General features: G+C 64.1%; 23 protein-coding genes. 8 read left to right on the top strand and 15 right to left on the bottom strand.

Features of this window, described 5'->3' with window-relative positions:
• Positions 1-67 precede the first annotated feature (67 nt).
• Positions 68-520 carry a DUF2214 family protein gene (locus RAM80_RS01535; RefSeq protein WP_416424472.1) on the top strand — a complete coding sequence of 151 codons (453 nt, stop codon included), beginning with the start codon at positions 68-70 and terminating at the stop codon, positions 518-520.
• 1 nt (position 521) lies between these two features.
• Here RAM80_RS01535 and aroA read toward each other — a convergent pair whose 3' ends face one another.
• The gene (gene aroA / locus RAM80_RS01540) at positions 522-1,781 is read right to left on the bottom strand and encodes a 3-phosphoshikimate 1-carboxyvinyltransferase (RefSeq protein ID WP_416424473.1); all 1,260 of its coding nucleotides are present in this window, start codon (positions 1,779-1,781) and stop codon (positions 522-524) included.
• 156 nt (positions 1,782-1,937) lie between these two features.
• Here aroA and RAM80_RS01545 point away from each other — a divergent pair, with 156 nt between their 5' ends.
• The 5 genes from RAM80_RS01545 (at position 1,938) to RAM80_RS01565 (ending at position 6,166) form a co-directional block, all read left to right on the top strand.
• Positions 1,938-2,921 (top strand): aldo/keto reductase, encoded by a 984-nt coding sequence (locus tag RAM80_RS01545; RefSeq protein WP_416424474.1) that lies wholly within the window; start codon positions 1,938-1,940, stop codon positions 2,919-2,921.
• A gap of 172 nt (positions 2,922-3,093) precedes the next feature.
• Complete coding sequence (locus RAM80_RS01550; protein WP_416424475.1) at positions 3,094-4,251, top strand: lactonase family protein; 1,158 nt, start codon at positions 3,094-3,096, stop codon at positions 4,249-4,251.
• 171 nt (positions 4,252-4,422) lie between these two features.
• Positions 4,423-5,577: a cysteine desulfurase family protein gene (locus RAM80_RS01555; protein WP_416424476.1), complete on the top strand. Its 1,155-nt coding sequence runs from the start codon at positions 4,423-4,425 to the stop codon at positions 5,575-5,577.
• 24 nt (positions 5,578-5,601) lie between these two features.
• Entirely contained in the window at positions 5,602-5,850 is a 249-nt protein-coding gene (locus RAM80_RS01560; RefSeq protein ID WP_416424477.1) for a helix-turn-helix domain-containing protein, read from the top strand.
• Positions 5,843-6,166, top strand: a complete 324-nt coding sequence (locus tag RAM80_RS01565) for a hypothetical protein (protein ID WP_416424478.1) — start codon at positions 5,843-5,845, stop codon at positions 6,164-6,166. Before RAM80_RS01560 ends, RAM80_RS01565 begins: the two co-directional genes overlap by 8 nt.
• A 68-nt stretch (positions 6,167-6,234) precedes the next feature.
• Here the strand turns inward: RAM80_RS01565 and RAM80_RS01570 are convergent, their stop codons facing one another.
• Positions 6,235-7,584 (bottom strand): MFS transporter, encoded by a 1,350-nt coding sequence (locus RAM80_RS01570; RefSeq protein ID WP_416424479.1) that lies wholly within the window; start codon positions 7,582-7,584, stop codon positions 6,235-6,237.
• A gap of 312 nt (positions 7,585-7,896) precedes the next feature.
• Here RAM80_RS01570 and RAM80_RS01575 point away from each other — a divergent pair, with 312 nt between their 5' ends.
• Entirely contained in the window at positions 7,897-9,600 is a 1,704-nt protein-coding gene (locus RAM80_RS01575; protein ID WP_416424480.1) for an amidase, read from the top strand.
• A gap of 70 nt (positions 9,601-9,670) precedes the next feature.
• On the opposite strand, the gene RAM80_RS01580 is transcribed toward RAM80_RS01575, so the two are convergent.
• Positions 9,671-10,726, bottom strand: coding sequence for a diguanylate cyclase (locus tag RAM80_RS01580; RefSeq protein WP_416424481.1), 1,056 nt, complete (start codon positions 10,724-10,726; stop codon positions 9,671-9,673).
• Between the two features lie 213 nt (positions 10,727-10,939).
• Between RAM80_RS01580 and RAM80_RS01585 the strand changes: the two genes are divergently transcribed.
• Positions 10,940-11,071 carry a hypothetical protein gene (locus tag RAM80_RS01585; RefSeq protein WP_416424482.1) on the top strand — a complete coding sequence of 44 codons (132 nt, stop codon included), beginning with the start codon at positions 10,940-10,942 and terminating at the stop codon, positions 11,069-11,071.
• A 37-nt stretch (positions 11,072-11,108) separates the two neighbouring features.
• Here the strand turns inward: RAM80_RS01585 and RAM80_RS01590 are convergent, their stop codons facing one another.
• From RAM80_RS01590 to RAM80_RS01645, 12 genes are all read right to left on the bottom strand, one after another.
• A complete protein-coding gene (locus tag RAM80_RS01590) occupies positions 11,109-12,065 on the bottom strand; it encodes a DUF2971 domain-containing protein (RefSeq protein WP_416424483.1) in 957 nt (318 codons plus the stop codon).
• A gap of 76 nt (positions 12,066-12,141) precedes the next feature.
• Complete coding sequence (locus tag RAM80_RS01595) at positions 12,142-13,497, bottom strand: hypothetical protein (RefSeq protein ID WP_416424484.1); 1,356 nt, start codon at positions 13,495-13,497, stop codon at positions 12,142-12,144.
• 130 nt (positions 13,498-13,627) lie between these two features.
• Positions 13,628-14,218 carry a hypothetical protein gene (locus RAM80_RS01600; protein WP_416424485.1) on the bottom strand — a complete coding sequence of 197 codons (591 nt, stop codon included), beginning with the start codon at positions 14,216-14,218 and terminating at the stop codon, positions 13,628-13,630.
• Positions 14,219-14,530: 312 nt separating this feature from the next.
• Positions 14,531-15,100, bottom strand: coding sequence for a hypothetical protein (locus RAM80_RS01605; protein ID WP_416424486.1), 570 nt, complete (start codon positions 15,098-15,100; stop codon positions 14,531-14,533).
• Positions 15,101-15,534: 434 nt separating this feature from the next.
• Positions 15,535-16,269, bottom strand: coding sequence for a glutathione S-transferase family protein (locus RAM80_RS01610; protein WP_416424487.1), 735 nt, complete (start codon positions 16,267-16,269; stop codon positions 15,535-15,537).
• 9 nt (positions 16,270-16,278) lie between these two features.
• Positions 16,279-17,061 carry a cyclase family protein gene (locus RAM80_RS01615; RefSeq protein WP_416424488.1) on the bottom strand — a complete coding sequence of 261 codons (783 nt, stop codon included), beginning with the start codon at positions 17,059-17,061 and terminating at the stop codon, positions 16,279-16,281.
• Positions 17,051-18,040: an NAD-dependent epimerase/dehydratase family protein gene (locus RAM80_RS01620; RefSeq protein ID WP_416427395.1), complete on the bottom strand. Its 990-nt coding sequence runs from the start codon at positions 18,038-18,040 to the stop codon at positions 17,051-17,053. Before RAM80_RS01620 ends, RAM80_RS01615 begins: the two co-directional genes overlap by 11 nt.
• Positions 18,041-18,050: 10 nt before the next feature.
• A complete protein-coding gene (locus tag RAM80_RS01625) occupies positions 18,051-19,034 on the bottom strand; it encodes a fumarylacetoacetate hydrolase family protein (protein WP_416424489.1) in 984 nt (327 codons plus the stop codon).
• A complete protein-coding gene (locus RAM80_RS01630; RefSeq protein WP_416424490.1) occupies positions 19,031-19,594 on the bottom strand; it encodes a cupin domain-containing protein in 564 nt (187 codons plus the stop codon). The genes RAM80_RS01625 and RAM80_RS01630 overlap by 4 nt, the downstream gene beginning before the upstream one ends.
• A gap of 15 nt (positions 19,595-19,609) precedes the next feature.
• Positions 19,610-20,380 carry an SDR family NAD(P)-dependent oxidoreductase gene (locus RAM80_RS01635; RefSeq protein ID WP_416424491.1) on the bottom strand — a complete coding sequence of 257 codons (771 nt, stop codon included), beginning with the start codon at positions 20,378-20,380 and terminating at the stop codon, positions 19,610-19,612.
• Positions 20,377-21,561 carry an MFS transporter gene (locus tag RAM80_RS01640; protein ID WP_416424492.1) on the bottom strand — a complete coding sequence of 395 codons (1,185 nt, stop codon included), beginning with the start codon at positions 21,559-21,561 and terminating at the stop codon, positions 20,377-20,379. Before RAM80_RS01640 ends, RAM80_RS01635 begins: the two co-directional genes overlap by 4 nt.
• The gene (locus tag RAM80_RS01645) at positions 21,551-24,016 is read right to left on the bottom strand and encodes an efflux RND transporter permease subunit (RefSeq protein WP_416424493.1); all 2,466 of its coding nucleotides are present in this window, start codon (positions 24,014-24,016) and stop codon (positions 21,551-21,553) included. The genes RAM80_RS01640 and RAM80_RS01645 overlap by 11 nt, the downstream gene beginning before the upstream one ends.

Genomic DNA, 24,016 nt, shown 5'->3' on the forward strand with positions numbered 1-24,016 from the left:
GGCGCGGCCGGACGCAGCCTGCGGCAGCTGCTACGGTGAAGGGTGTCCTCGTTGCCGAGTCGCTGCCATGAGCCAAGCCATCGCCGCCTACCTGCATTACCTGTCGATTTTCGCGCTGTTCGCCCTGCTGTCGCTGGAGCATGTGCTGCTCAAGCCCGAGCCGACACTGGCCCAGGCACGCAGCCTGATTCGCGTGGACATGCTGTTCGGGATTGCTGCCGGGCTGGTGCTGCTGACGGGGCTGGCGCGCCTGCTGTGGTTCGCCAAGGGGCCGACTTACTATCTGCACAATGGCTTCTTCCACGCCAAGGTGGCGCTGTTCGTGCTGATCGGCCTGTTGTCGATCCTGCCCACCGTGCGCTTCCTGGGTTGGCGCGCAGCGGTCAAGGCCGGCAGGGCACCGGCCGTGAGCGCGGCCAGTGTGCGGCAGATGACGATGGTCATCCGCCTGGAACTGGCGTTGCTGGTGCTGGTGCCGTTGATGGCCACGCTGATGGCGCGTGGCTTCGGCACCTTCTGACTCAACCGTGGGTGTAGGTCACGCCCAGCGAAGCCAGGGCGTCCCAGTAGCGCGGGTAGGTCTTGCCCACGCACAGCGGGTCCTGGATACGGATACCCGCCACCTTCAAGCCGGCCAGGGCAAAGCACATGGCAATGCGGTGGTCGGAATGGGTGTCGATCAGCGCGTCACAGGTGGTGCCGGCCAGGGCCGGGTCGGCGTGCACCAGCAGGTCGTCGCCTTCCACCGTCGACAGGCCCGGGCGAATGGCGTTCAGGCCGTCGTCCAGCGCCGCCACGCGGTCGCATTCCTTGACGCGCAGGTTGGCCAGTTCCACGAAGCGCACCGGCGTGGCGTTGAACGCCGCCAGCACTGCCAGGGTCGGAATGGCGTCCTGCATCTGCGAGCCGTTGATCACTGCCGGCATGTGCGGGAACTGGGCGATGTAGTCCTGGGCCTTGGCGTCCGGCTGGGTGAAGGCGTCGTCGGCCACGCCCAGGTCGATGCGCCCGCCGGTCAGGGCCTGGGCCGCCCACAGGTAGGTGGCCGCCGAGGCGTCGGGCTCGATGAAGTAGTCACCAGCCACGTAGCCGGTAGGCTGCACCCGCCAGGTGACGTCGTCCAGCTGCTCCACCTGGGCACCGAAGGCGCGCATGCAGGCCAGGGTCAGGTCCACGTAGCCGCGGGCGCCGATGTCCTTGCCGGTCAGGGCCACGTCGATGGGCGCGGTGCCGCAGGCGGCGACCATCAGCAGGGCCGAGACGTACTGGCTGGACAGGCCGCCATCGATCTCGAAACGCTGGGCCTGCAGGCGGCCGGTGCCCTTGACTTGCACCGGCGGGCAGCCGGTGGCGCTGTGCACATCGACGCCGCCGGCGCGCAACGACGCCAGCAGCGGGCCAATCGGGCGCTTCTGCATGTAGTGGTCGCCGTCCAGGGTGACGTCGCCGTTGACCGTGGCCACGGCGGCGGTCAGGAAGCGCACGGCGGTGCCGGCGTTGCCCAGGAACAGTGGCTCGGCCGGCACCTGCAGCTGGCCGCTGCTGGTGACCACGAAGGTGGTGTCGTCCGGCTCGTCGATGACCACGCCCATCTGCCGCAGGGCATTGGACATGTGCCGTGTGTCGTCGCTTTTCAGCGCGCCATCCAGGCGGCTGGTGCCCTTGGCCAGGGCGGCCAGCAGCAGCGCACGGTTGGTGATCGATTTCGACCCGGGTGGCGAAACCTGTCCGTTCAGGGCAAAGCCAGGCGGGATCACCGTGATTGTTTGTTGCGCAGCCATTTGTTCAACACTCCCCACTCGAAAACCTTGCCGACGGTACAACCCCAGCAATAAAGATTCCCATCATGCCATTTATGCGCCGCCAGTTGCACCCCGGCGGGGCCCGGGACTAGGCTGAAGACGCAAAATGGACCATTTCGACCACAGGAGCGCTGCATGAAGACCGTCAACCTGGGCAGCACGGGCCTCAAGGTTTCCCCCCTGGCCCTGGGCTGCATGACCTACGGGGTGCCCAACCGCGGCAAACACCCCTGGACCCTGGACGAACAGGCTAGCCGCCCGCTGATCAAGCAGGCGCTGGAACTGGGCATCAACTTCTTCGACACCGCCAACAGCTACTCCGACGGCACCAGCGAGGAGATCGTCGGCCGCGCCTTGCGCGACTACGCCCGGCGCGACGAGATCGTCATCGCCACCAAGGTGTACTTCCCGATGCGCGCGGCGCCCAACGTCGGCGGCCTGTCGCGCAAGGCCATTTTCACCGAGATCGATAACAGCCTGCGCCGCCTGGGCACCGACTACGTCGACCTGTACCAGATCCACCGCTGGGACTACGACACGCCCATCGAGGAAACCCTGGAAGCGCTGCACGACGTGGTCAAGGCCGGCAAGGCCCTGCACATCGGCGCCTCGTCCATGCATGCCTGGCAATTCGCCAAGGCCCTGGCCACCTCGGAGCGCCACGGCTGGACGAAGTTTGTGTCGATGCAGGACCACCTCAACCTGATCAACCGCGAGGAAGAGCGCGAAATGCTGCCGCTGTGCCGCGACGCCGGCATCGCCGTGCTGCCCTGGAGCCCGCTGGCCCGTGGCCGCCTGACCCGCGACTGGCACCAGGGCACCGCGCGCACCGAGACCGACGACTACGGCAAGAGCCTGTACCAGCCCCACACCGAGGACAGCGACCGGCAGATCGTCGAGGCCGTGGCAAGGGTGGCCGCGGCCCGTGGCGTGCCACGCGCGCAGGTGGCGCTGGCGTGGGTGATGCAGACCCCGGGCGTGACCGCGCCGCTGGTGGGCGCCTCGAAGGCCGAGCACCTGACCGACGCCGTGGCAGCATTGGCGCTGAAGCTTGAGCCCGAGGAGATCGACCAACTGCAGGCGCCGTATATTCCCCACGCGGTGGTTGGGTTTACCTAACGCGATCTGTAGCCGCTGCCGTAGGCTGCGCTGGGCTTGGTGTCCGCTGCAAATCTGCAGTGAGGCACAGGTCCAGCGCAGCCTGCGGCAGCGGCTACACGGCGAGGCGAAGGCTAGCCATTGTCATACGACGTCTGATAACCTCAAGGCACAATAACAAGGAGTCGTGCCCATGCCCTCCCCGCTTCCACGCCTGGCCCGCCGGGCCATTCCCTTCCTTTTCGCCACCCTAGCCAGTCAGGTAACCATGGCCTCTACCTTCGTCTACGTCTCCAACGCCGCCGATGGCACTGTGTCCACCTACCAGCTGGACGCCGCCAACGGCACGCTCATCCCCGGCCAGGTCGCCAAGGCCGGCGCCAACGTCATGCCCATGGCCGTGAGCCCCGACCGCAGCCGCCTGTACGCCGCCGTGCGCTCGCAGCCCTACCGGGTGCAGACCTTCAGCATCGCCCCGGGCGACGGCCACCTGACCCAGGTCAGCGAAAGCCCGGCCCCGGACAGCTACGCCTATATTTCCCTGGACCAGACCGGCCACTACCTGTTTGGCGCCTCGTACGACAACGACATCATGACCGTCACCCGCGTCGACCAGGCCAAGGTCGCCGACGCCCCGCTGCACACCCTCAAGACCGCGCAGAACGCCCACTCGGTGCGCATCGACAAGGCCAACCGCACCCTGCTGGTGGCCAACCTGGGCGGCGAGCGCGTGCTGCAGTACCACTTCGACAGCCACACCGGCGCCGTCACCCCCTACGCCCCCGCCCACCTGGCCGCACCCGAGGGCCTGGGGCCGCGCCACCTGGCGTTCGCGCCGGACAACCGCTTCGTCTACGTGCTGGACGAGCTGCAGGACAAGGTCATCAGCTACGCCCTGGACGCCAATAGCGGCCAGCTCACCCAAGTGGCCGTCAGCAGCAGCCTGCCCGCCGACCACGGCTTGAAGCCGGGCGCGCCGCGTGGCCCGTCGCGGGTAGGCACGCCCGCCATGCAGGCCCACTCCGACAACAGCCAGGACATCTGGGCCGCCGACATCCACGTCACGCCCGACGGCAACTACCTGTACACCAGCGAGCGCACCAGCAGCGTGCTGTCGGCGTTCAAGGTGGACAAGGCCCACGGCACCCTCAGCCTGATCGGCACCTTTGCCACCGAGAAGCAGCCGCGCGGCTTTGCCATCAGCGCCGACAGCCGCCACCTGATCTGCACCGGGGAAAAATCCACGCAACTGTCGGTGTTCGACATCGACCCGGCCACCGGCCGCCTCAGCCTCAACGGCCGCTACCCCACCGGCAACGGCGCCAACTGGGTCGAAATCGTCACCCTCTAACCCGTAGCAGCGGCCGCAAGGCCGCGTCCGCAGCCTTATTCCAACAACCCAGCCAAACAGCGAAAAATATTCTACGCACAGGCAATATTGACGCGCATAAATCAATAATTTTCCCCCTTCCTGCGGGTAAGCTTTCTCCATCACTGACCCGCAGGAAGAAAGGGACGCCCCATGCCCAGCACCCCGTTGTATTTCGACTACGCCGCCACCACCCCCGTCGACGACCGCGTGATCGCCGCCATGGTCGAGTGCCTGGGCCAGGCCGGCAATTTCGGCAACCCGGCCTCCAGCTCCCATGCCTTCGGCCAGCGCGCCAAACTGGCCGTGGAGTCGGCCCGCCGCCAGGTGGGCGAATTGATCGGCGCACCTGCCGACAGCCTGGTCTGGACCAGCGGCGCGACCGAATCCAACAACCTGGCGCTCAAGGGCGTGGCCGCCGCGGCCAGCCCCACGCACCGGCACATCATCACCAGCGTGCTGGAACACAAGGCCATCCTCGACACCGCCAATGAACTGGAACAGCAGGGCTTCGAGATCACCCGCCTGCAGCCCGACGCCCAGGGCCTGATCCAGCCCGAAGCGGTGCGCGCCGCCTTGCGCGACGACACCCTGCTGGTCTCGCTGATGCTGGTGAACAACGAATTGGGCACGCTCACCGACGTCGCCGCCATCGGCCAGCTCGTCCGCGACCACGGCGCGCTGATGCACGTGGACGCCGCCCAGGGCACCGGCAAGGTGGCCATCGACCTCAACCAATGGCCGGTGGACCTGCTGTCCATCTCGGCGCACAAAAGCTACGGCCCCAAGGGCATCGGCGCCCTGTACGTGGGCGAACGCGCCCGCCCTGCCCTGCGCGCGCAGATTCACGGCGGCGGCCATGAACAGGGCCTGCGCTCGGGCACCCTGGCCACCCACCAGATCGTCGGCATGGGCAGCGCCTACGCCTTGGCCAGCGCCCACCTGGAAGAAGAACAGCAACGCATCCAGGCCCTCTCGGCGCGCCTGCGCGACGGCCTGCTGCAACTGCCAGGCGTCAGCCTCAACGGCTGTCCACGCCAACGCATTCCCCACACCCTGAACCTGTGCATCGACGTGCCCGGCTTCAACAGCGCCCGTCTGGCCAACGACCTGGCGCTGTCCTCAACCTCCGCCTGCAACTCCGCCAGCGCCGGCCCCTCCCACGTGTTGCTGGCCCTGGGCCTGAGCCCCGAGCAAGCCCTGCGCAGCGTACGCCTGAGCCTGGGCCGCTACACCAGCGAAGCCGACGTAGAACGTGCCATCGAAGTGATTGGCCAGGCCGTGAGCGCACCGCCGCCGTTGTGGTAGGCGGGTATATGATGCAGGTGGACCATGGATAGCATCGGCGAAGTCCTCAAGCAATTGCGCAAAGCCAGCGGCCTCACGCAGGAAACCCTGGGGCGGAAATACGGTATGAGCCGCTCCACCATTTCCGGCCTGGAAAATGGCACCCTTACCGAGATCGGCCTGCGCAAGGTAGAAGCTTTGCTCGCTGGTTTTGGTTATGAACTGCTTGCCGTCCCGAAACGAGGCGGCCGTCCTACCTTGGACGACCTCAAGCAAGGCGGCTTCCATGACTGAAAGCAATGCCGTGTTGCATGTGAATGTACTGGCACATCGCGAAGGTGAACGGTGTTGCCGAAACGGTGAGCACTCGGTAATCGCCTATACCCCCGGCACCGGTACGAGCCAGTCGGGTTCCTTGCCCATACCTGCCCGTCTGGAAAGCTATAAATGGGAACGGAGGGTAGCGCCGATTTTCGAGATGAACCAAGGAATGGAGCAGGCAATGGATGAGATGCAGCTTTATTTGGCGGAACATGGGCATTTCGAGGCGATTGGCACTGCCATGCTGGATGAGTGGAAAACAGGCATGCGCCGAAGCCTCACAGCCTAACAAATTGCATCAAATACAATGCATATCTGCCTTAATCTACAAAACGCATTGTATTTGATGCAAACCCATCAAAGCTTCAGCAACCGCTCCGCCGCCACCGGCTTCAGCCGTGGCGTCAGCACATGAATCACCACGATCGCCACCAAATACGCGCTGCCCGCCACGATGAAGATCGGCTGGTAGGACTTGAACACGTCAAGGATATAGCCGTTGTAGGTGGTCATCAGCATGCCGCCCATGGCGCCGGCGGTGCCGCCGATGCCGATCACCGAGGCCACGGCCTGTTTGGGGAACAGGTCGGATGGCAGGGTCATCAGGTTGGCCGACCAGGCCTGGTGCGCGGCCGCCGCCAGGCCGATGATGGCCACCACCAGCCACAGGTTGGAGACGAACTGTGCGGTGACGATGGGGATGACCGCCAGGGCGCAGATCAGCATGGTGGTCTTGCGCGCGGCGTTGGCGCCGCGGCCGTTCTTCAGCTGCCGCGACGAGCCCCAGCCACCCAGCACCGAACCCACGTCAGCCAACAGGTACACGGCAATCAGCGGTGGGCCGAAGGACTTCAGGTCCAGGCCGTAGGTCTTGCCGAGGAAGTCCGGCAGCCAGAACAGGTACAGCCACCAGATCGGGTCGGTGAGGAACTTGCCGGCGGCGTACGCCCAGGTTTCGCGGAAGGTCAGCAGCTTGAACCAGGAGAACTTGGCAGGAGTGGCGTCCACCGGCAGCGACGGGTCGGTGTCGGATTGAATGTACTCAAGCTCCGAGGCGCTGACCCGCTTGTGTTCCTGCGGGCTGCGGTACATCAGCAGCCAGGCGATCAGCCACAGGGCGGTGACGATGCCAATGGAAATGAACGCCGCGCGCCAGCCCCAGGCCAGGGTGATGGCTGGCACCAGCAGTGGCGTGACGATGGGCCCGAAGGCGGTGCCGGCGTTGAAGATACCGGTGGCCTGGGCCCGCTCCTTCTGCGGGAACCATTCCGACACGGCCTTGAGGCTGGCCGGGAAGCTGCCCGACTCGCCGAAGCCCAGGGCAAAGCGCGCCATGGCGAACTGCGTCACGCCGTTCACCAGGCCGTGGCAGACGCTGGCGATGGTCCACAGGGTGAAGGCCAGGGCGTAGCCGATGCGCACGCCGACCTTGTCGATCACCCGCCCGAACGTCAGGAAGCCGATGGCATAGGCGCACTGGAACCAGAACACGATGGAGGCGTAGTCGCTCTCCGACCACTTCAATTCGGCGGCCAGGGTGGGCTTGAGGATGCCGATCATCTGGCGGTCGATGTAGTTGATGCCGATGGCCACGAACAACAGGGCGCAGATGGTCCAGCGGTAGCGGCTGGTGAGGGTGCGGGGGACGGCGGCGGCTTGCGGGGGAACGGCGCGGCCCGGGGGAGCGGGCCCGATATCGATAGTCATGCTGTGGCTTCCTTTTTGTTTTTATTGAACCCAGTCGACAGCGGCACGATGGATTTGTAGGACATCGTATGACGTGTTTTGGGAGGTGTCAAATGCCCTCCCGGAAGTGGTGTGCGGGCGAATTTCGCTGTGAAGAATGTTTTTCGCACTGTTCAATATAATGCTCACAGGGTAAATTCAGCACCGTCCCCTGAGGCGACGCAACGAGAACCCTATGAACACCTCCACGACGAGAAGTGATACCCCTGGCGCGCCAGGTTACAGTCACCCCATTTCCCTCTCTATTTACCTTCAGCCATTGGCGGTAGCAGCATGATCGAGGTCACCGAAGTTTCCATTGCCCAGCTGCGTGCTGCGCTTGAATCAGGCCAGACCACTGCCGTGGAACTGGTGCAGGCCTACCTGGCGCGCATCGACGCCTACGACGGCCCGGCCACGGCCACCGCGCTCAACGCGGTGGTGGCGCGCAACCCCCAGGCGCTGGAAGAAGCCCGTGCCTCCGACGCCCGTCGCGCCCGTGGTGAAACCCTGGGCCCGCTGGATGGCATCCCCTACACCGCCAAGGACAGCTACCTGGTCAAGGGCCTGACGGCCGCCTCCGGCAGCCCGGCATTCGCCAAGCTGGTGGCCCAGCGCGACGCCTTCACCATCGAGCGCCTGCGCGCCGGCGGCGCCATCTGCCTGGGCAAGACCAACATGCCGCCCATGGCCAACGGTGGCATGCAGCGCGGCGTCTACGGCCGTGCCGAAAGCCCCTACAACGCCAACTACCTCACCGCGCCGTTCGCCTCGGGCTCGTCCAACGGTGCCGGCACCGCCACCGCTGCCAGCTACTCGGCGTTCGGCCTGGCCGAAGAAACCTGGTCCAGCGGCCGTGGCCCTGCTTCCAACAACGGCCTGTGCGCCTACACGCCGTCGCGCGGGGTGATCTCGGTGCGCGGCAACTGGCCGCTGACGCCGACCATGGACGTGGTGGTGCCTTACGCGCGCACCATGGCCGACCTGCTGGAAGTGCTGGACGTGGTGGTGGCCGAAGACCCGGACACCCGCGGCGACCTGTGGCGCCTGCAACCCTGGGTGCCGATCCCCAGCGTCGCCTCGGTGCGCCCGGCCTCCTACCTGGAACTGGCCGCCGGCAGCACCGCCCTGGCCGGCAAGCGCCTGGGCGTGCCGCGCATGTACATCAATGCCGACGACGAAGCCGGCACCGCCGAAGCCCCGGGCATCGGCGGCCCGACCGGCCAGCGTATCAACACCCGTGACAGCGTCATCGAGCTGTGGCAGCAAGCACGCAAGGCCCTGGAAGCCGCCGGCGCCGAGGTGGTCGAGGTGGACTTCCCGCTGGTGTCCAACTGCGAGGGCGACCGCCCGGGCGCGCCAACGGTGTTCAACCGCGGCCTGGTGTCCAAGGAGTTCATGCACCATGAACTGTGGGACCTGAGCGCCTGGGCGTTCGACGACTTCCTGCAGGCCAACGGCGACCCGCAGCTCAACCGCCTGGTGGACGTCGACGGCCCGCAGATCTTCCCCCACGACCCGGGCACCCTGCCTAACCGCGAGGGCGACCTGGCGGCTGGCATGGACGAGTACGTGCGCATGGCCGAGCGCGGCATCACCCCTTGGGACCAGATCAGCACCCTGCCCGATGGCCTGCGCGGCCTGGAGCAGACCCGCCGGCTGGACCTGGAAGACTGGATGGACCGCCTCAAGCTCGACGCCGTGCTGTTCCCCACCGTGGCCGACGTGGGCCCGGCGGACGCCGACGTCAACCCGGCCTCGGCGGACATCGCCTGGAGCAACGGCGTGTGGGTGGCCAACGGCAACCTCGCCATCCGCCACCTGGGCGTGCCCACCGTCACCGTGCCCATGGGCGTGATGGCCGACATCGGCATGCCCGCGGGCCTGACCTTCGCTGGCCGTGCCTATGACGACTCGAGCCTGCTGCAACTGGCGGCGGCGTTCGAGGCCACCGGCAACCTGCGGCAGATCCCGCCGCGCACCCCGCCGTTGAAGTGATCGTTCCCTGACGCGGCCTGCGGCCGCTGCTACCCCCGTAGCAGCGGCCGCAGGCCGCGTCCCACTCACCTCACCCCGCCAACATCACCCGGTCCCGCCCCGCCTGCTTGCCCTGGTACAACAGCTGGTCCGCGCGGTTCAGCGCATCGCGAAACGCCTCGTCCGGGGCAATCACCGTCACCGCCAGCGTGGCCGTCACCACCAACGCCCTGCCCTCTATCAAGCCCGCCTGCGCGCGTATGTGCGCCAGCACCCGGTCCGCCACCTGCTGGGCTTCGGCCAGCGCGGTGTTGGGCATCAGCACCAGGAACTCCTCACCACCCCAGCGCGCGGCAATGTCGGTCGCGCGCACGCAGCCGGCAATGCTGTCGGCCACCCGTTGCAGCACCAGGTCGCCCAGGTCGTGGCCGTGCTGGTCGTTGAACAGTTTGAAGTGGTCCACGTCCAGCAGCACGATCGCCGTGGGCTGTTCCTGGCGCGCCGGGCCCATCTGCCGCAGCCGCTGCAGCACCCGGCGGCGGGTGTACAGGCTTGTGAGGCTGTCGCGGTGGGCGGTGTGGAACAGGTGCAGCTGCATCGACAGGGTAAAGCGCACCGACAAGGCCGTGGCATACATCAGCAACGCCGTGGCCGTCAGGGCGTTGATAATCCCGAACACGTCGATCATCTCGTCGCTGATACCTGGCGCCACCGTGATCAGGTGGCGCAGCGCATAGCCGCCCACCGCCACCACCGCAATCGCCAGGCTCAGGCCCAGGCGCCGCCAGGGCGCGGTCTGGAAGCAGAAGGCGATGATCGGAATCGGGCAGAACAGGTAGAAGTGGAAGTTGCTGTCCCAGCCCAGCATGGAGGTGGCGATGATGGCGTGGGCAATGATCTCCACGCTGAACAACAGCCCGGCCAGGTGGTAGCGCTGGTGGCGAATGGCGAACAGGCAGCCCACGTACATCAGCACGCTCACCGCGTTGGCGGCCCACAGCGCCGGGATGCGCAGGGCCACGAACAGCGCGAACAGCACGATGTGGATACCGAAGGCTATCCAGACAATGGCAATGATATGTCGCCAGAATTGTACGGTTGCGTCCTGCAATACCTGGGCGCGGTCATCCGCAGAAAGGCTGGTCATCAAGGGGGCTCGCAGGGGGTGGGAAATCGGTCTTGTAATGAGACTGATGTCGGCTGCGCCAAGCCACGCTTGATGCTGCCTGTCGGCAAGTTTAATTCGTTGCTCGCTGGCTGAACGAACGCTGTCCGGGCGGCGGATTTTCATCCGTTCTTCATCGCCAGCGCCTAGCATGGGGAGGTTGCTTCCCTGGGTGCACTGTCAAAGGAATCGAACATGAAATCGACCGTCTGCACACTGCTGGTCATCGCCGGCGCGCTGTTGCTGGGCGCCTGCTCCGGGGTGTCGAGCCTGGAAACCGACACCTGCTATTCCGAAGGTTGCCAGCCAAACAATTCGTCCATGTGAAAATCCCAGGCATCACCCTGCCCTCCGATACTAGCAGTTACAGTCTAAATGGAATCGTGGAGGGCACAATTTTCTCAGCCAAACTCGGTTTGCCTTTTTGTTGCAGCAGTCGCTTTACCGAGTTTGCGGCTATGGCTGTAGAGGTGGTTGGACCAAGTATGATCCTGTCAACAATACCCTCTAGGGAAAGTTGTTCATCAAACATTCCCTCAAGCGGCCTCACCTTAAACTTGAGCTTTGGCTCCACCCCACGCGGGGTGACAGCGTATCCATGCATTTCCTTGAGCTTACTCTCTGTGTCCCGCTCGCTCATGTACACAATCCGCCACTCCCGCTCTTCATGAAAACCTTCATGCTTCGTGAAGAGTGAGAAAACTTTCAAACGCTCAATCCAGTGATATGCAATATGAGAAAGCTCTTCGTCTGAAGGCGTGATTCCGCGTATGAGGTTAGCAATCTCAGCCAGCTTGTCTCTAATCCACTTCAACCGCGCTTGAGTCGATGCATATCTCACAGCTCCAATTATCAATGGAGAATTATCGGCGGCATTGATTTTTGCAGTATCAAACACAATGGCCACACCACTTCCTCCAGCACCATAGCCTCTCCACATGGACAAAAGACCATCGTTATTCTCAGTATCGTGCCTTGCCAAGCACATGACATACGTATCAAATGCGTGCTTGGCATCGAACTCAAAGAAGAAATGATCGAAATGCCTCACTAAGCTTTCATAAAGGCCTTCATCAGTAAATGCAGCCCGTAGCTCAGGACTGTTTCTGAAAGCGCTTGCTCCCTGAATCATGCCAAAACGCAACTCTTCCAAATCATTCATGTAGAGTGGATTAGAGAACCAAATTTCGTCATTACCCATCATCATGTCTAGCACAGCAACAGAAGTGTAGTGAGCTAGCAGAGGGCGCTGTGCGGGAAAGTCGCTATCTTGCTCTAAGTCACCCCAAACCACCGTATGGACTTGCTCTACGATACTCATCTTCACAATCATCCTTATACAAAAGGTAACCCATTATCTGTCAATCACTGGGTCGTCAGTGGCTGACTATCTACATCTAAAGGCAGGCATCACCAAATGCCTCCATTTTTATTTGACCTTCAACCAATTCGAAATAAGAGTCAGGAACCCCAAAACCACGAAGCCGGTTAGCTGTAGCATCATGGAGCCTCCACTCGGAGTCGTCACCAAGAAGAACCGGTGGTAGATTCATGTCACTCAACTTCAACATCCCGTAGGCGCCTAGCATACATGCGAGGTTCTCAAACCCTGCAGCAGCAAACTCCACAACCGAATTAAGCGAACTCCCAATGAGGTCAGCATGCAAGCCGCCGGCCTCCCTTAAAGCCGTCTCAATATAAAATTCGAATTTGACACCTAGCTGACGCATAGCCACCACTAACCCGCTTGCGAATGCAGGGAGACTACTCAGAGCCCCCCTATCCATTTGCAAACAGATGATATAAAACAAAGCTCCAGGATCAGAGTTCGCAAGCGATCTGCGAAGCATCTTAGACTCTTGATCGCTACCACTAAGACCGACCCTAGCCAAATAAACGTTGAAATTTTTGAGCACAACACTGTATACATCCTTGCTTGAATTCAAGACTGTTCGCGCTATCACGGATGACGCCAAAAATGAGACTCTTGCATTTGGCATGTTGAAGCGATTCGCAACCAAATGTGCACACACAGAGTACTCAGTTAAAGTGACATCATATAGGTAGCTGAACAGCTCATCCTCATAGATGGCTGCCTGAACCGTCCGCTCGCCCTCGTCCTGGATCCGGGCAATCAAAGCAAGGTTGGCTTCAATCTCAGCGGACATGGCACTAGTTTCGAGAAGCGAAATCAAAGATATTGGTGACCTCGCTACCAGCTGCCCGGCAGTGTTAGAAAACCTTATGAAAATTATCGGGCGTTCGCTGGGCTTACCGTCATGCCTAAATTCACGACCGGCCGAGGGCCGCCATTGCCAAGGCCTTGTAGCGTCATACAAATTTGGCACTGCGGTGTAGTAATCTGGGAACTTCAAACGCCTGAGGTGCGTATAATAAGTCCGCACAACATGAAACTTTGACTCATCTGCAAAATCGCAACTGTACGCCTTATCCAACATTTTTAGATGCCTCAACCCCCAAACAGTGGAAGTAGCCTCGACAAAATGAGTGTACTCATGAACAGCGAGCGGCAGCACCTTGCTTAACTTTTGGAAGGACTCCATATCAATAGGCTGATTTGAGTCTAGCTCAGGAAGCGAGACCCCTTGGACATCCTGGATCAGTAAAGAGTCAAGCATGACAACGCCAGTATTGAAATCAAACTGACCTAACGTATCAACCTTCCTCAAAGGATTCCAGCGAGCACTAGAATCCTTTACGCGTTCAATTAGGGTTAGGTTTCCGGCTAACAATGCGATTTCCTTTGAGCTTTGTTTGGGGTGGAATCAGAGTGACACATGATGACGCCTACTAGCAAATACTCACGCGTTCGCCCCGCTGCCGAGCAGAAAATAGAACAGGTGGGGCTTTGTTGAGTCATGTTTATGGCTGGATGTGGCCTTCACGTCTAAGCCACTGCTCAGAAGCCCAGCCCACACGGAGAGTGCAGTTACGGTAGTGGAGTAGAATTCCAGTGAAGGCTTGGAAGAGGAAGAACGAGAAGAGCCCAGCTTTCGCCAGTCGATCAAACTCCTTACGCTTCACCCTATCCTCATGCACCATGCGGCCGTAGAACACCACATCGAACACCTCGGCGTTAGTAGTCTTATCGGTCCCATCTTTGATATTCACCAGACAGTTAGCAGCAAGGTTTTTCTTCAGCTTTGCCCGAGCTTCTGCGATCTCAGCCTTAAGGTCGTCGTATTCAGGCGCCCAACCATCAGCTATCGCCGCGATCTGCTGGATTGAGATGCCATCCCTACCTTGGATAAGTAAACGGAGATTCAGGCAGAAAGCCTCGAACTCATCAATGTTGAGGCCATCGTGAGCAAGCCAGTCTCCCCCGATAATGCGGGCCATGTCCGCCTGCCCCCTCTTCCGGGTTAGCCAGCCCCAGAACGCACTGGAGACGATGCGCTCTGCTCGGGCGACAAACCGCTCAAGGGCTTCTACTTCGTGACCTTCATCGTCCATGTAGGTGTCCAGATTGATCGTAGGCAGACTGTACCATGCTGAGAACGCAATGATGTTACTGAAAAGCCACCATTCAGCCCCAACTTGACAGGTACGCCGTGCATTACGGCTAACAACGAGCCGATTTATATGAGACATTAAAAATCAAAAACTGGATGAAGACCAATGATATCGACACAGTGTGGACATTGGAAAATAGATGACAAACCAGAGGTGCCACTACCCGGTGCCACTCCAGTATGCCTGTGGGCATGATTACATTTATACAACACATATTTTTTGGCTAGAAGTGATATATTCGTGCCTGTTCTGCTACGCAGACTTGACCTTACACCTGCTCATGAACGCCCAGCCTTCAACTGCCCTGAAGTTGATGTATTTTGCCATCTGCTGCTCTAGGGATAGTAGATCAGCTTCAAACCCCGTAAGAGCGTCGGCGCTCTTTTCAGTCAGAATACTCATAGCCTTTTTGTCATAACTCATGGGCCAGTTTTTGTCTTCAGCCGCCTGTCTTCTAGCTAGGACTATCGCCCCTTTGTCTTTGATTTTCTCTAAAGTCTTTGTTATCCCATCCTTGGAATCAAATAGGAAAACGGATTCCCTGAAGGCCTTTATGAAACCCATCGCCTTAACCTCCATACTCTCTTCAGTCTTGTCGTAGGCCGATTGATAGTAGTCGAGCGCAGCCAAGTAAATACCCCACCGCCTATTGTACAAATCCAGCTTTACCTTGGCACTCGCTATTTTCATCTGAAAGTAGGCGACGACAAACCCCGCAAATGCCACTAGTGTTGCTGCAATGCTGACAGTCAACGCTGTACTAGACATAGGCATAGGGTTAGACATAGCAACTACAGTGCACCATCCCAATCCATCAAACATTGACGCCCCTTATTGATACTGCAAACGTAGGTTATCGTTATCTTCCTGTGCCCATAGGTTTTCACCCACCATATCATCAGTGTCTAGGAAGGCCTCTATAGCAACCTGCATGTAGTATTCCTCAGCAGTCTTCTCGACGTTATATCGAAGCGCTGGTCCACGGCGAAGGCCACCTGGACTGGGCCGCCCTGTCGCGCACCAGCGCCCTTCGCGCTGGGCAGGTGTAGACCAAGGACGCCGCCTTCGGCAGCTGCTACAGGGACGCGCGCAACCTGCCGATCGATTTGTCTGCATCGCGGCCAAGGCCGGCTCCTACCACGCACGGCGTAGGAGCCGACTATAGTCGCGATGCGGACAACGTGGTTAAACGCTACGCGATTCCTGTAGCAGCACCTGTCTTTGTGGGAGCGTCGTAGCAGCGACCGCAGGCCGCCTCAGTTGGCGCCCACGCCCAGGCGGGTGCCGGGGCCGTAGGCGGCGGCGAAGGCCGGGCGGTCCTGCAGGCGGGCGTACCACTGGGCGACGTTGGGGCGCTGGTCCCACAGGCGGGCCAGGCCCAGGTCCTCCAGGCGCACGATGCTTGGCATCATGGCAATGTCGGCCAGGGTCAGCTGTTCATGGGCGATCCACGGCGTGTCGGCCAGCGCCTGTTCCATGCGGTCCAGGGACTGCACGATACGCTCCATGGCGGCGTCCAGCTTCTCCTGGGCAAAACCGTCAGGCCCCACTTCCAGGGCAAAATGCTTGCGCAGCGGCAGGCGGTTGGCAAACCCCTGGCGCTGCTCGGCGCTCATGTTGCGCAAGCCACCGCCGAAGAACTGCTGGAACGAGGGGTAGCGAATGGCCGGGGTCATCACCTCGTCCAGGTACTGCACCCAGGCGCGCATGTGCGCCCGCTGCAGCGGTTTGGCGGGCACCAGCCGCGGCGCGGGGAACACCTCGTCGAGGTATTCGTTGATCACGCTGGAGTCCACCACCACCTGGCCGTCATGGGTCAGCGCTGGCAGCAGGCCGTTGGGGTTGATGGCCAGGTATTCGGGGGTCAGGTGCTGGCCCTGGTCCAGGCGCAGGCGCTGGTCGGTGTAGGCCAGGCCCTTCTCCGCCAGCACGAAGCGCACGCGCTGGCTGCAGGTGGACACGCCGGCGTTGAACAGTACGAGTTCAGTCATGGGAAATACTCAGTCAGTGATAATGGCCACGGCGCGGACGAAACCGGCCGAAGCGTGTTTGATCTTGTAGGGGAAGCACGACACCTCGAAGCCGCTGGCCGGCAGCTGCTCAAGGTTCGCCAGCTTTTCCATCTGCCCGTAGCCGATGTCGCGGCCCGCCTTGTGCCCTTCCCAGATCAGCGCCGCATCGCCGGTGGCGGCGAAGCGCTCGCGGGTGTACTTGAACGGCGCGTCCCAGCTCCAGGCATCGGTGCCCACCACGCGCACGCCGCGGTCCAGCAGGTACAGGGTGGCCTCGCGGCCCATGCCCACGCCGGCGTCCAGGTAGCCGGGCTGGCCGAACAGGCTGCCGGCGCGGGTGTTCACCAGCACGATGTCCAGCGGTTGCAGCACATGGCCGATGCGCGCCAGCTCGGCCTCGACCTCGGCGGCGGTGATCACGTGGCCGTCAGCAAAACCGCGAAAGTCCAGCTTCACCCCCGGCCGCAGGCACCATTCCAGCGGCAGGTCGTCAATGCCCCACGCCGGCTTGCCGCCGTCGGTGGTGGAGGCGTAGTGCCAGGGCGCGTCCATGTGCGTGCCGCTGTGGGTGGTGATGAACAGGCGCTCGGCGGCCCAGGCCTCCTGGCCGGGCATGTCCTCAAGCGTCAGCCCCGGGAACATCGCGGCCATTTCCGGCCAGCCCTGCTGGTGGTCGGTGTACTCGATGCGCGGCAGCAACGGCGGCGGGTCGGTGTAAGGGTTGTTCTCCAGGGTCACGGACAGGTCGATCAGGCGGCGTTCAGGCTTCATGGCAAGGGCTTCCTTGTGCGGGGCGGCGCACCGCAGGGGTCAGTTCCAGGGCGTTGCGCACCAGGGCGGTGGCGCTGCCGTCATGGCGCAGGCCCAGGGCCCGCGCCTGTGGGGTTTTAAGCGGTGGCTGGCGGCCGAACTGGGCCTCCAGCTGTGCGTCCGGGTGGTAGCTGACCAGCGCGCGGCTGGCCTCGCCGAAGCGTTCGGCCAGGGCATCCACCACCTGGCCGATGGACAGGTGCAGCACCGGCAGCTGCCACACCCGCGGCGCGTCATGGGCCAGCGGCAGCTCGGCGGCGCGCAGCAGGTTGTTGACGCAGCAGCGCGCCGACATCCACCAGGCCGTGGCCGCCGCCGACACCGGGCATTGGTACGGCTGGCCGGCCGCCACGCAGCGCATCAGCTCGCTCATGAACGCCGAGCGCAGGCCCTGGCCCGCCTGGGGCCGGGCGACGATGCCGGGCAGGCGCAGCGCGCGGCCGTCCACCTCGCCACGGCGGGCCAGGTCGCTCAGGGCAATCTCGACCATGCGCTTGTGCGCGCCGTAGGACAGCTGCGGTTGCGCGGGCGCCTGCTCGTCCAGCCGCGGCGGCAGGTCCGCGCCGTACACCGCCACGCTGCTGGCGAACACCAGCACCGGCGGCCGCGCGCGGTTGCGCAGTTGCTGCAACAATTCCAGGCTGGCTTGCAGGTTCACCTCGTAGCCCAGCTCGTATTGGCGCTCGGCGGCGCCCCCGGCGATGCTCACCAGGTGGAACACCACGTCGATGCCATCGGCCAGCACCCGCCGCAGCAGCGCCGGGTCAGTGACACTGCCGGGGTGCAGGCGCAGGCGCGGATCCGCAGCGATGCCCTCCAGGTTCATGTCCAGCAACAGCAAGGTGCCGATGGCCTGCCCGCGCAGGCTGCCCGCCGCCAGCAGGCGCTTGACCAGCAGTTGCCCCAGGAAGCCATTGGCGCCGGTGACCAGCACGCGCAGGCCGTTGCCGTCACTCATGGGCCGCTACCACGCGCTGGTCGATGGCGCCGAACACCGACCGGCCGTCCAGGCCGACGACGTCCATGCGCACCCGCTCGCCAAAGTGCAGGAAACCGGTGCAGGGGCTGCCGTGCTCGATCATCTCGATGGCCCGGCGTTCGGCGATGCAGGCCGAACCGACCGATCGGTCTTTATTCGACACGGTGCCCGAGCCCACCAGGGTGCCCGCCCCCAGCCGGCGGGTCAACGCAGCATGGGCGACCAATTGGCCGAAGCTGAAATTCATCTCGCCGCCGTGGGGGTGGCCGAACCACTCGCCGTTGCGCTGCACCTGCAACGGCAGCTGCACCCGCCCCTCGGCCCAGGCGTCACCCAGTTCATCGGGGGTGACCGCCACCGGGGCGAAGCTGGAGGATGGCTTGGCCTGCAGGAAACCAAAACCGGTGAGCATCTCCCGTGGCGCCAACGCCCGCAGGCTGACGTCGTTGACCTGCAGCACCAGCTTGATGTGCGCGTCTGCCTGCTCGGCCGGGCAGCCCAGCGGCACGTCGTCCACCAGCACCACGAACTCGCCTTCGAAGTCGATGCCCTGGGCTTCAGTGGGCAGGCGCAGGTCATCGCGCGCGCCGTGGAAGTCGTCCCCGGAACCTTGGTACATCAAGGGGATATGCTCCACACCTTCGATGGGGTCGAGGTTGAACGCTTTCTGCATCAGCGTGCCGTGGTTGAGGAACGCCGAGGCGTCGCACCACTGATACGCACGTGGCAACGGCGCCATGGCCTGGCCCGGGTCGAACGGCTGCGCGCCAGGCGCGCGGCCTTCCTCCAGCAGCCAGGCCAGCGCTTGCAGCTGCGGCGCGCAGCTGGCCCAGGCGTCCACCGCCTGTTGCAGGGTGGCGGCAATGGCGCTGGCGCACACATAGCGGCGCAGGTCGCGGGACACCACCACCAGGCGGCCGTCGCGGCTGCCATCTTTCAGGGTTGCCAGCTTCATGGGGCGATTCCTTGTGCAAATTGCCCGTCCAACAGGATGAAGACCATGCGCGCCATCTGCTCGGTGCGGTTGCTCCAGGCGTGGTTCGTGCCGCGCTGCACCACCACGTCGCCGCGGCTCAAGCGCACGTCCTGGTCATCGAGCACCAGCCACACCTCGCCCTCGGTGACGATGCCGTAGTCGACGGTTTCAGTGCAGTGCATCAGCCGGTGGCGGCTGTCGCCGCTGCCGGTACCTGCGTGGGCCTGGCCGATCTCGGCGAAGGCCTGGGCGGCGGCTTCGGCCGTCACGGCGTTCTGCACGCTGTCGGGCGGGATATCCACCACCCGGATCAGGCTGCCCAGGGCGCTGGGGCTCAGCTGCAGGGGTTTGAGCGTGGCGTCGTCGCCGTTGTCGATCGGCGCGGGCGCAGCGCCGGTGTTCCAGATCTCATGGAACACCGTGCCGGGCACCGCCTGCAGCGCGAACACACTGGGCGTAGGGCCGCTGATGGCCACGGTGGCCTTGCCGCTGGCGTCGTGGCCGGTAACCACGCGCTTGAAGCTGGGAAGCGTCTGCATGCACAAATTCCTTGTTCAGTTGCCGTCGCCGATGGTGGTGCCACCGTCGACAATCAGGTTCTGGCCGGTGATAAAGGCGCCGCCGGGGGCGGCCAGCAGCAGGGCCACGGCGGCAATTTCCTCGGGCCGGCCCACGCGGCGCAGGGGTGTCAGCGCCAGGCGCTTGTCCATCACCGTCGGCTGGTCGGTGAGCGGCCGGGCAAAGGCGGTCTGCACCACCCCGGGGCTGATGGCGTTGACCCGCACGTTGCTTGGCCCCCACTCCACCGCCAGGTTGCGCGCCAGCTGCGCCAGCGCCGCCTTCGACAGGCCATACAGGCCCAGGCCACGGTTGCCGCGCACGCCGGCGATGCTGGCCATCAGCACCACGCTGCCACCGCCACGGGCCACCAGCGCCGGGATCAGCGCCGAGGTGAGCCACACGGCGCTCTGCAGGTTCACCGTCAGGGTGGCCTGCCATTGGGCTTCGCTGGCACTGGCCAGCGGCCCCATGTGCGGGGCGATGCCGGCGTTGCACACGAGGATGTCCAACTGGCCGAAATGCTCCAGCACCCCCTCGGCCAACGCCTGCACCTGGGCCTGCTGGCCCATGTCGGCGGGCAGGGGCCAGGCGTCGATGCCCTCCTCGGCCAGTTGCGCCGCCACCTGGCGGCAGTCCTCGGGGTTTTCACTGCTGATGGCCAGCCGCGCGCCCGCCTGCCCATAGGCGCGGGCAATGGCCAGGCCAATGCCACGGGTGGCGCCGGTGATCAGGGCCACCTGGCCGCTGAGGTCGAACAGGTTCATGCATGCTCTCCTTGCAAACACGCGCCACTGAACCGCGGCACCGCCAGGCAGCCCAACGCCACCAATCCCTGTAACACCCCCACCAGCAACACCGCATGGGGCACCGCCGCCAGGTTGCCGCCACTGATGGCCAGCACCAGCAAGGGGCTGACGAACTCGCCGGCGAAGATCGCCGCCGTGAACAAGCCGGTCGCCCGCCCGCGCTGGCTGAAGCCCACCTGGGCCATGATCCAGGTGATCAGGGTGGGCAGCATCAGGCCGATGCCCAGGCCATTAATGACCACCGCCACCACCACGTGCAGGTGGCTGTTGGCGCTGCCCATCAACACGCCGCCGCAGCCGGCCAGCACGAACGCCAGCAGCAACAGCCGCGCCGGGGCAATACGACCGATCAGTCGGAAACTCAAGGCGCCGGCCACCACGCCCAGTTGGTTGCCGCCCATGGTCAGGCCGATCTGCTGCGGGGCGTCGATGCCCAGCAGGCTGAGGATGAAGCCGGCCTGCACCGGCACGATGAACAGGCTGGCGCCGGCCAGCAGCGCCAGCAGGTACAGCGGGCCCAGGGCGCGCCACGGCAGGCGCGCGGCGGTGCGCTGGGCCTGCGCCGGGGCCACGGGCTCCCACAGCAACTGGGCCATCAGCGGCAGGAACACCAGCCCCACCGCGTACAGGGCGAACGGCGCGCGCCAGTTGTCCTGGCCCAACTGCCCGCCCAGGCCCATGAACAGCGCTGCGGACAGCGAGGTGGCGACCATCTGCAGGGCAAACAGCCGCTCGCGGCGGGCGCCGCTGTAGTAGTCGCCCATCAGCGTGGTGCAGCCGGTCATGATCGCCGCCTCGGCGAGGCCGATGCCGGCGCGGCTGGCGACGATGGCCGGCAGCGACTGCAGCCACAGCGGTAGCGTGCCGCACAGGGCGTACAGGGCCATGGCCCACAGCAGCAGCGGCTTGCGCCCTACCCGGTCGGCAATAATGCCGGCGAACGGCGCCAGCAGCGCCACCACCAGCGCCGGCAGGGTCAAGGCGATGGGCACCAGCACCGCAACCCCCGGGGTATCGACAAAATGCGCCTGCATGCGCGGCAGCACCGGCGCCAGCAGCACCGCGCCCAGCACCGGCAGGCAACTGCCCAGCAGCAACAGCAGCGACTGCGGCAAACGCGGTTGGCGATCAGCGTTCATGCACCACCTCCAGGCTCAACGGGCGGGGTTTCTCGGCGCTTTCCGCCACCGGCCGGGCCGCGGACAGGGCTTGTGGCTGGCGCTTGTGGGGCAACAGGAAGTACGCCAGCGCCGGCAGCAGGATCAACGCGCCGACCATGTTCCAGACGAACATGAAGGCCAGCAGCACGCCCATGTCGGCCTGGAACTTGATGGGCGAGAACATCCAGGTGCCCACGCCAATGGCCAGGGTCACGCCCGTGAGCATCACCACCTTGCCGGTGAACTGCAGGGCCTGGTAATAGGCCTGGGACAGGCTGGCGCCGGCGCGCATCTGCGCCAGCACGATGCTCATCACGTACAGCGCGTAGTCGACGCCGATGCCCACGCCCAGGGCAATCACCGGCAAGGTCGCGACCTTGACGCCGATGCCCAGGGCCACCATCAGCGCCTCACACAGGATCGAGGTCAGCATCAGCGGCAGCACCGCACAGAGCACCGCGCGCCAGGAACGGAAGGTGATCAGGCACAGCAGCACCACGGCGCCGTACACCCACCAGAGCATTTCATGGCTGGCCTGCTTGACGACGATGTTGGTGGCCGCCTCGATACCGGCGCTGCCGGCCGCCAGCAGGAACTGCGCCTGGTCGCTGTCGTTGGCCTTGGCGAAGGCCTGCACGCTGTCCACCACGCGGCCCAGGGTGTCGGCCTTGTGGTCGGTGAGGTAGGCGTACACGGTCAGCAGGCTGCAGTCTTCGTTGTACAGGCCACGCGGCGCGCCGGCGGTGACCATGTTCAGGGTGGCCTGGTTGTGCAGCAGCTCGTACCAGCGCGGGTTGCCTTCCGACAGCCCCACCAGCACCCGGCGGTTGAGCAACGCCAGCGAGTTGGTCGAGTCCACGCCCGCCAGGCCGCGCAGCTGCCAGTCGAGGTTGTCCACGCGCTGCAGCGTGTCGTAGCTGGAGCAGCCGCCCGGCGGGGTCTTGACCATCACCGCGAACACGTCGCTGCTGGCGCCGTAGTGCGCCGTCAGGTAGGCGTTGTCCTGGTTGTAGCGCGAGTCGGCGCGCAGCTCCGGCGCGCCGGCGTCGAGGTCGCCGACCTTCAGGTGCAGGCTGACCAGGTAGCCACCCACCGCCAGCACCGCGGCCACCAGCACGCAGGCGCTGGCCCAGCGGCGCTGGGTGAACAGGTCGAGAAAACGCCAGGCCGGGTGGCGCACCGCCCCCGCCGCATCGGCGGCCTCACCGCGCAGGCTGCGCTTGGCCGCCGTGGCGCTGACGCCGACGTACGAGAGCAGCACCGGCAACAGGATCAGGTTGGTGAAGATCAGCACCGCCACGCCCAGGCTGGCGATCAGCGCCAGGTCCTGGATGACCTGGATCTTGATGATCATCAACACCGCAAAGCCCACCGCGTCGCACAGCAGCGCCGTCAGCCCGGCCATGAACAGCCGGCGGAAGGTGAAGCGCGCCGCCACCAGGCGGTGCATGCCGCGGCCGATGTCCTGCATGATGCCGTTCATTTTCTGCGCGCCGTGGCTCATGCCGATGGCGAACACCAGGAACGGCACCAGCACCGAGTACGGGTCCAGCTCGAAGCCCAGCAGCGGCAGCAGCCCCAGCTGCCACACCACCGCCACCAGCGAACAGCTCATCACCAGCGCGGTGCTGCGCAGGCAGCGGGTGTAGCCGTAGAGCACCACGGCGGTAATGGCGATGGCGGCGGCGAAGAACAGCAGAATCTGGCGCAGGCCGTCGATCAGGTCACCCACCACCTTGGCAAAACCGGTGATGCGAATCTCGATGCCCTGGCCCTGGTACTTGGCGCGCAGGGCCTCCAGGCGCTTGGCCAGGGCGCTGTAGTCCAGGGCCTTGCCGTCGGCGGTGGTGGCCAGCAGCGGCACATAAAGGATGCTCGACTGCTGGTCGAACGCCACCAGCTGGCCGATCTCGTTGCTGCGCTCGACGTTGCGCTTCAGCGCCTCGAGGCTGGCGGCGCTGCCGTCATAGTTGTCGGGAATCACCGGGCCGCCTTCCAGGCCTTCCTCGGTCACGCCCACCCAGCGGGTGGCCGGGGTCCACAGCGACTTCATGTAGGCGCGGTCGACGCCGGGCAGCAGGTAGACCTCGTCGTTGAGCTGCTGCAGGGTGTGCAGATAGTCCTTGTCGTACACACTGCCGCGGCGGTTGATCACCGCGATGCGCACGGCGTTGCCCAACCCCGACAGCTCTTGGCGGTGGGCCAGGTAGTTGGCAATGAAAGGCTGGTCACTGGGGATCATTTTCTCGAAGCTGGCGTTCAGGGTCAGGCGCGTGGCCTGCCAGCCCAGCACGACAGTGGCCAGCAGGCACAACAGCAGCACGATGCGCCGGTGGTTGAACAGCGCGCGCTCCAGCAGCGAGCCGGAACGGCTGTCGAAATCGGCCAGGCGCCCGCTGTGCGGCGCCGCCTGGGAAGAGCTGGGGGCATGCAT

The organism is Pseudomonas sp. App30 (assembly GCF_047947025.1).
In the GTDB taxonomy this organism is placed as follows: domain Bacteria; phylum Pseudomonadota; class Gammaproteobacteria; order Pseudomonadales; family Pseudomonadaceae; genus Aquipseudomonas.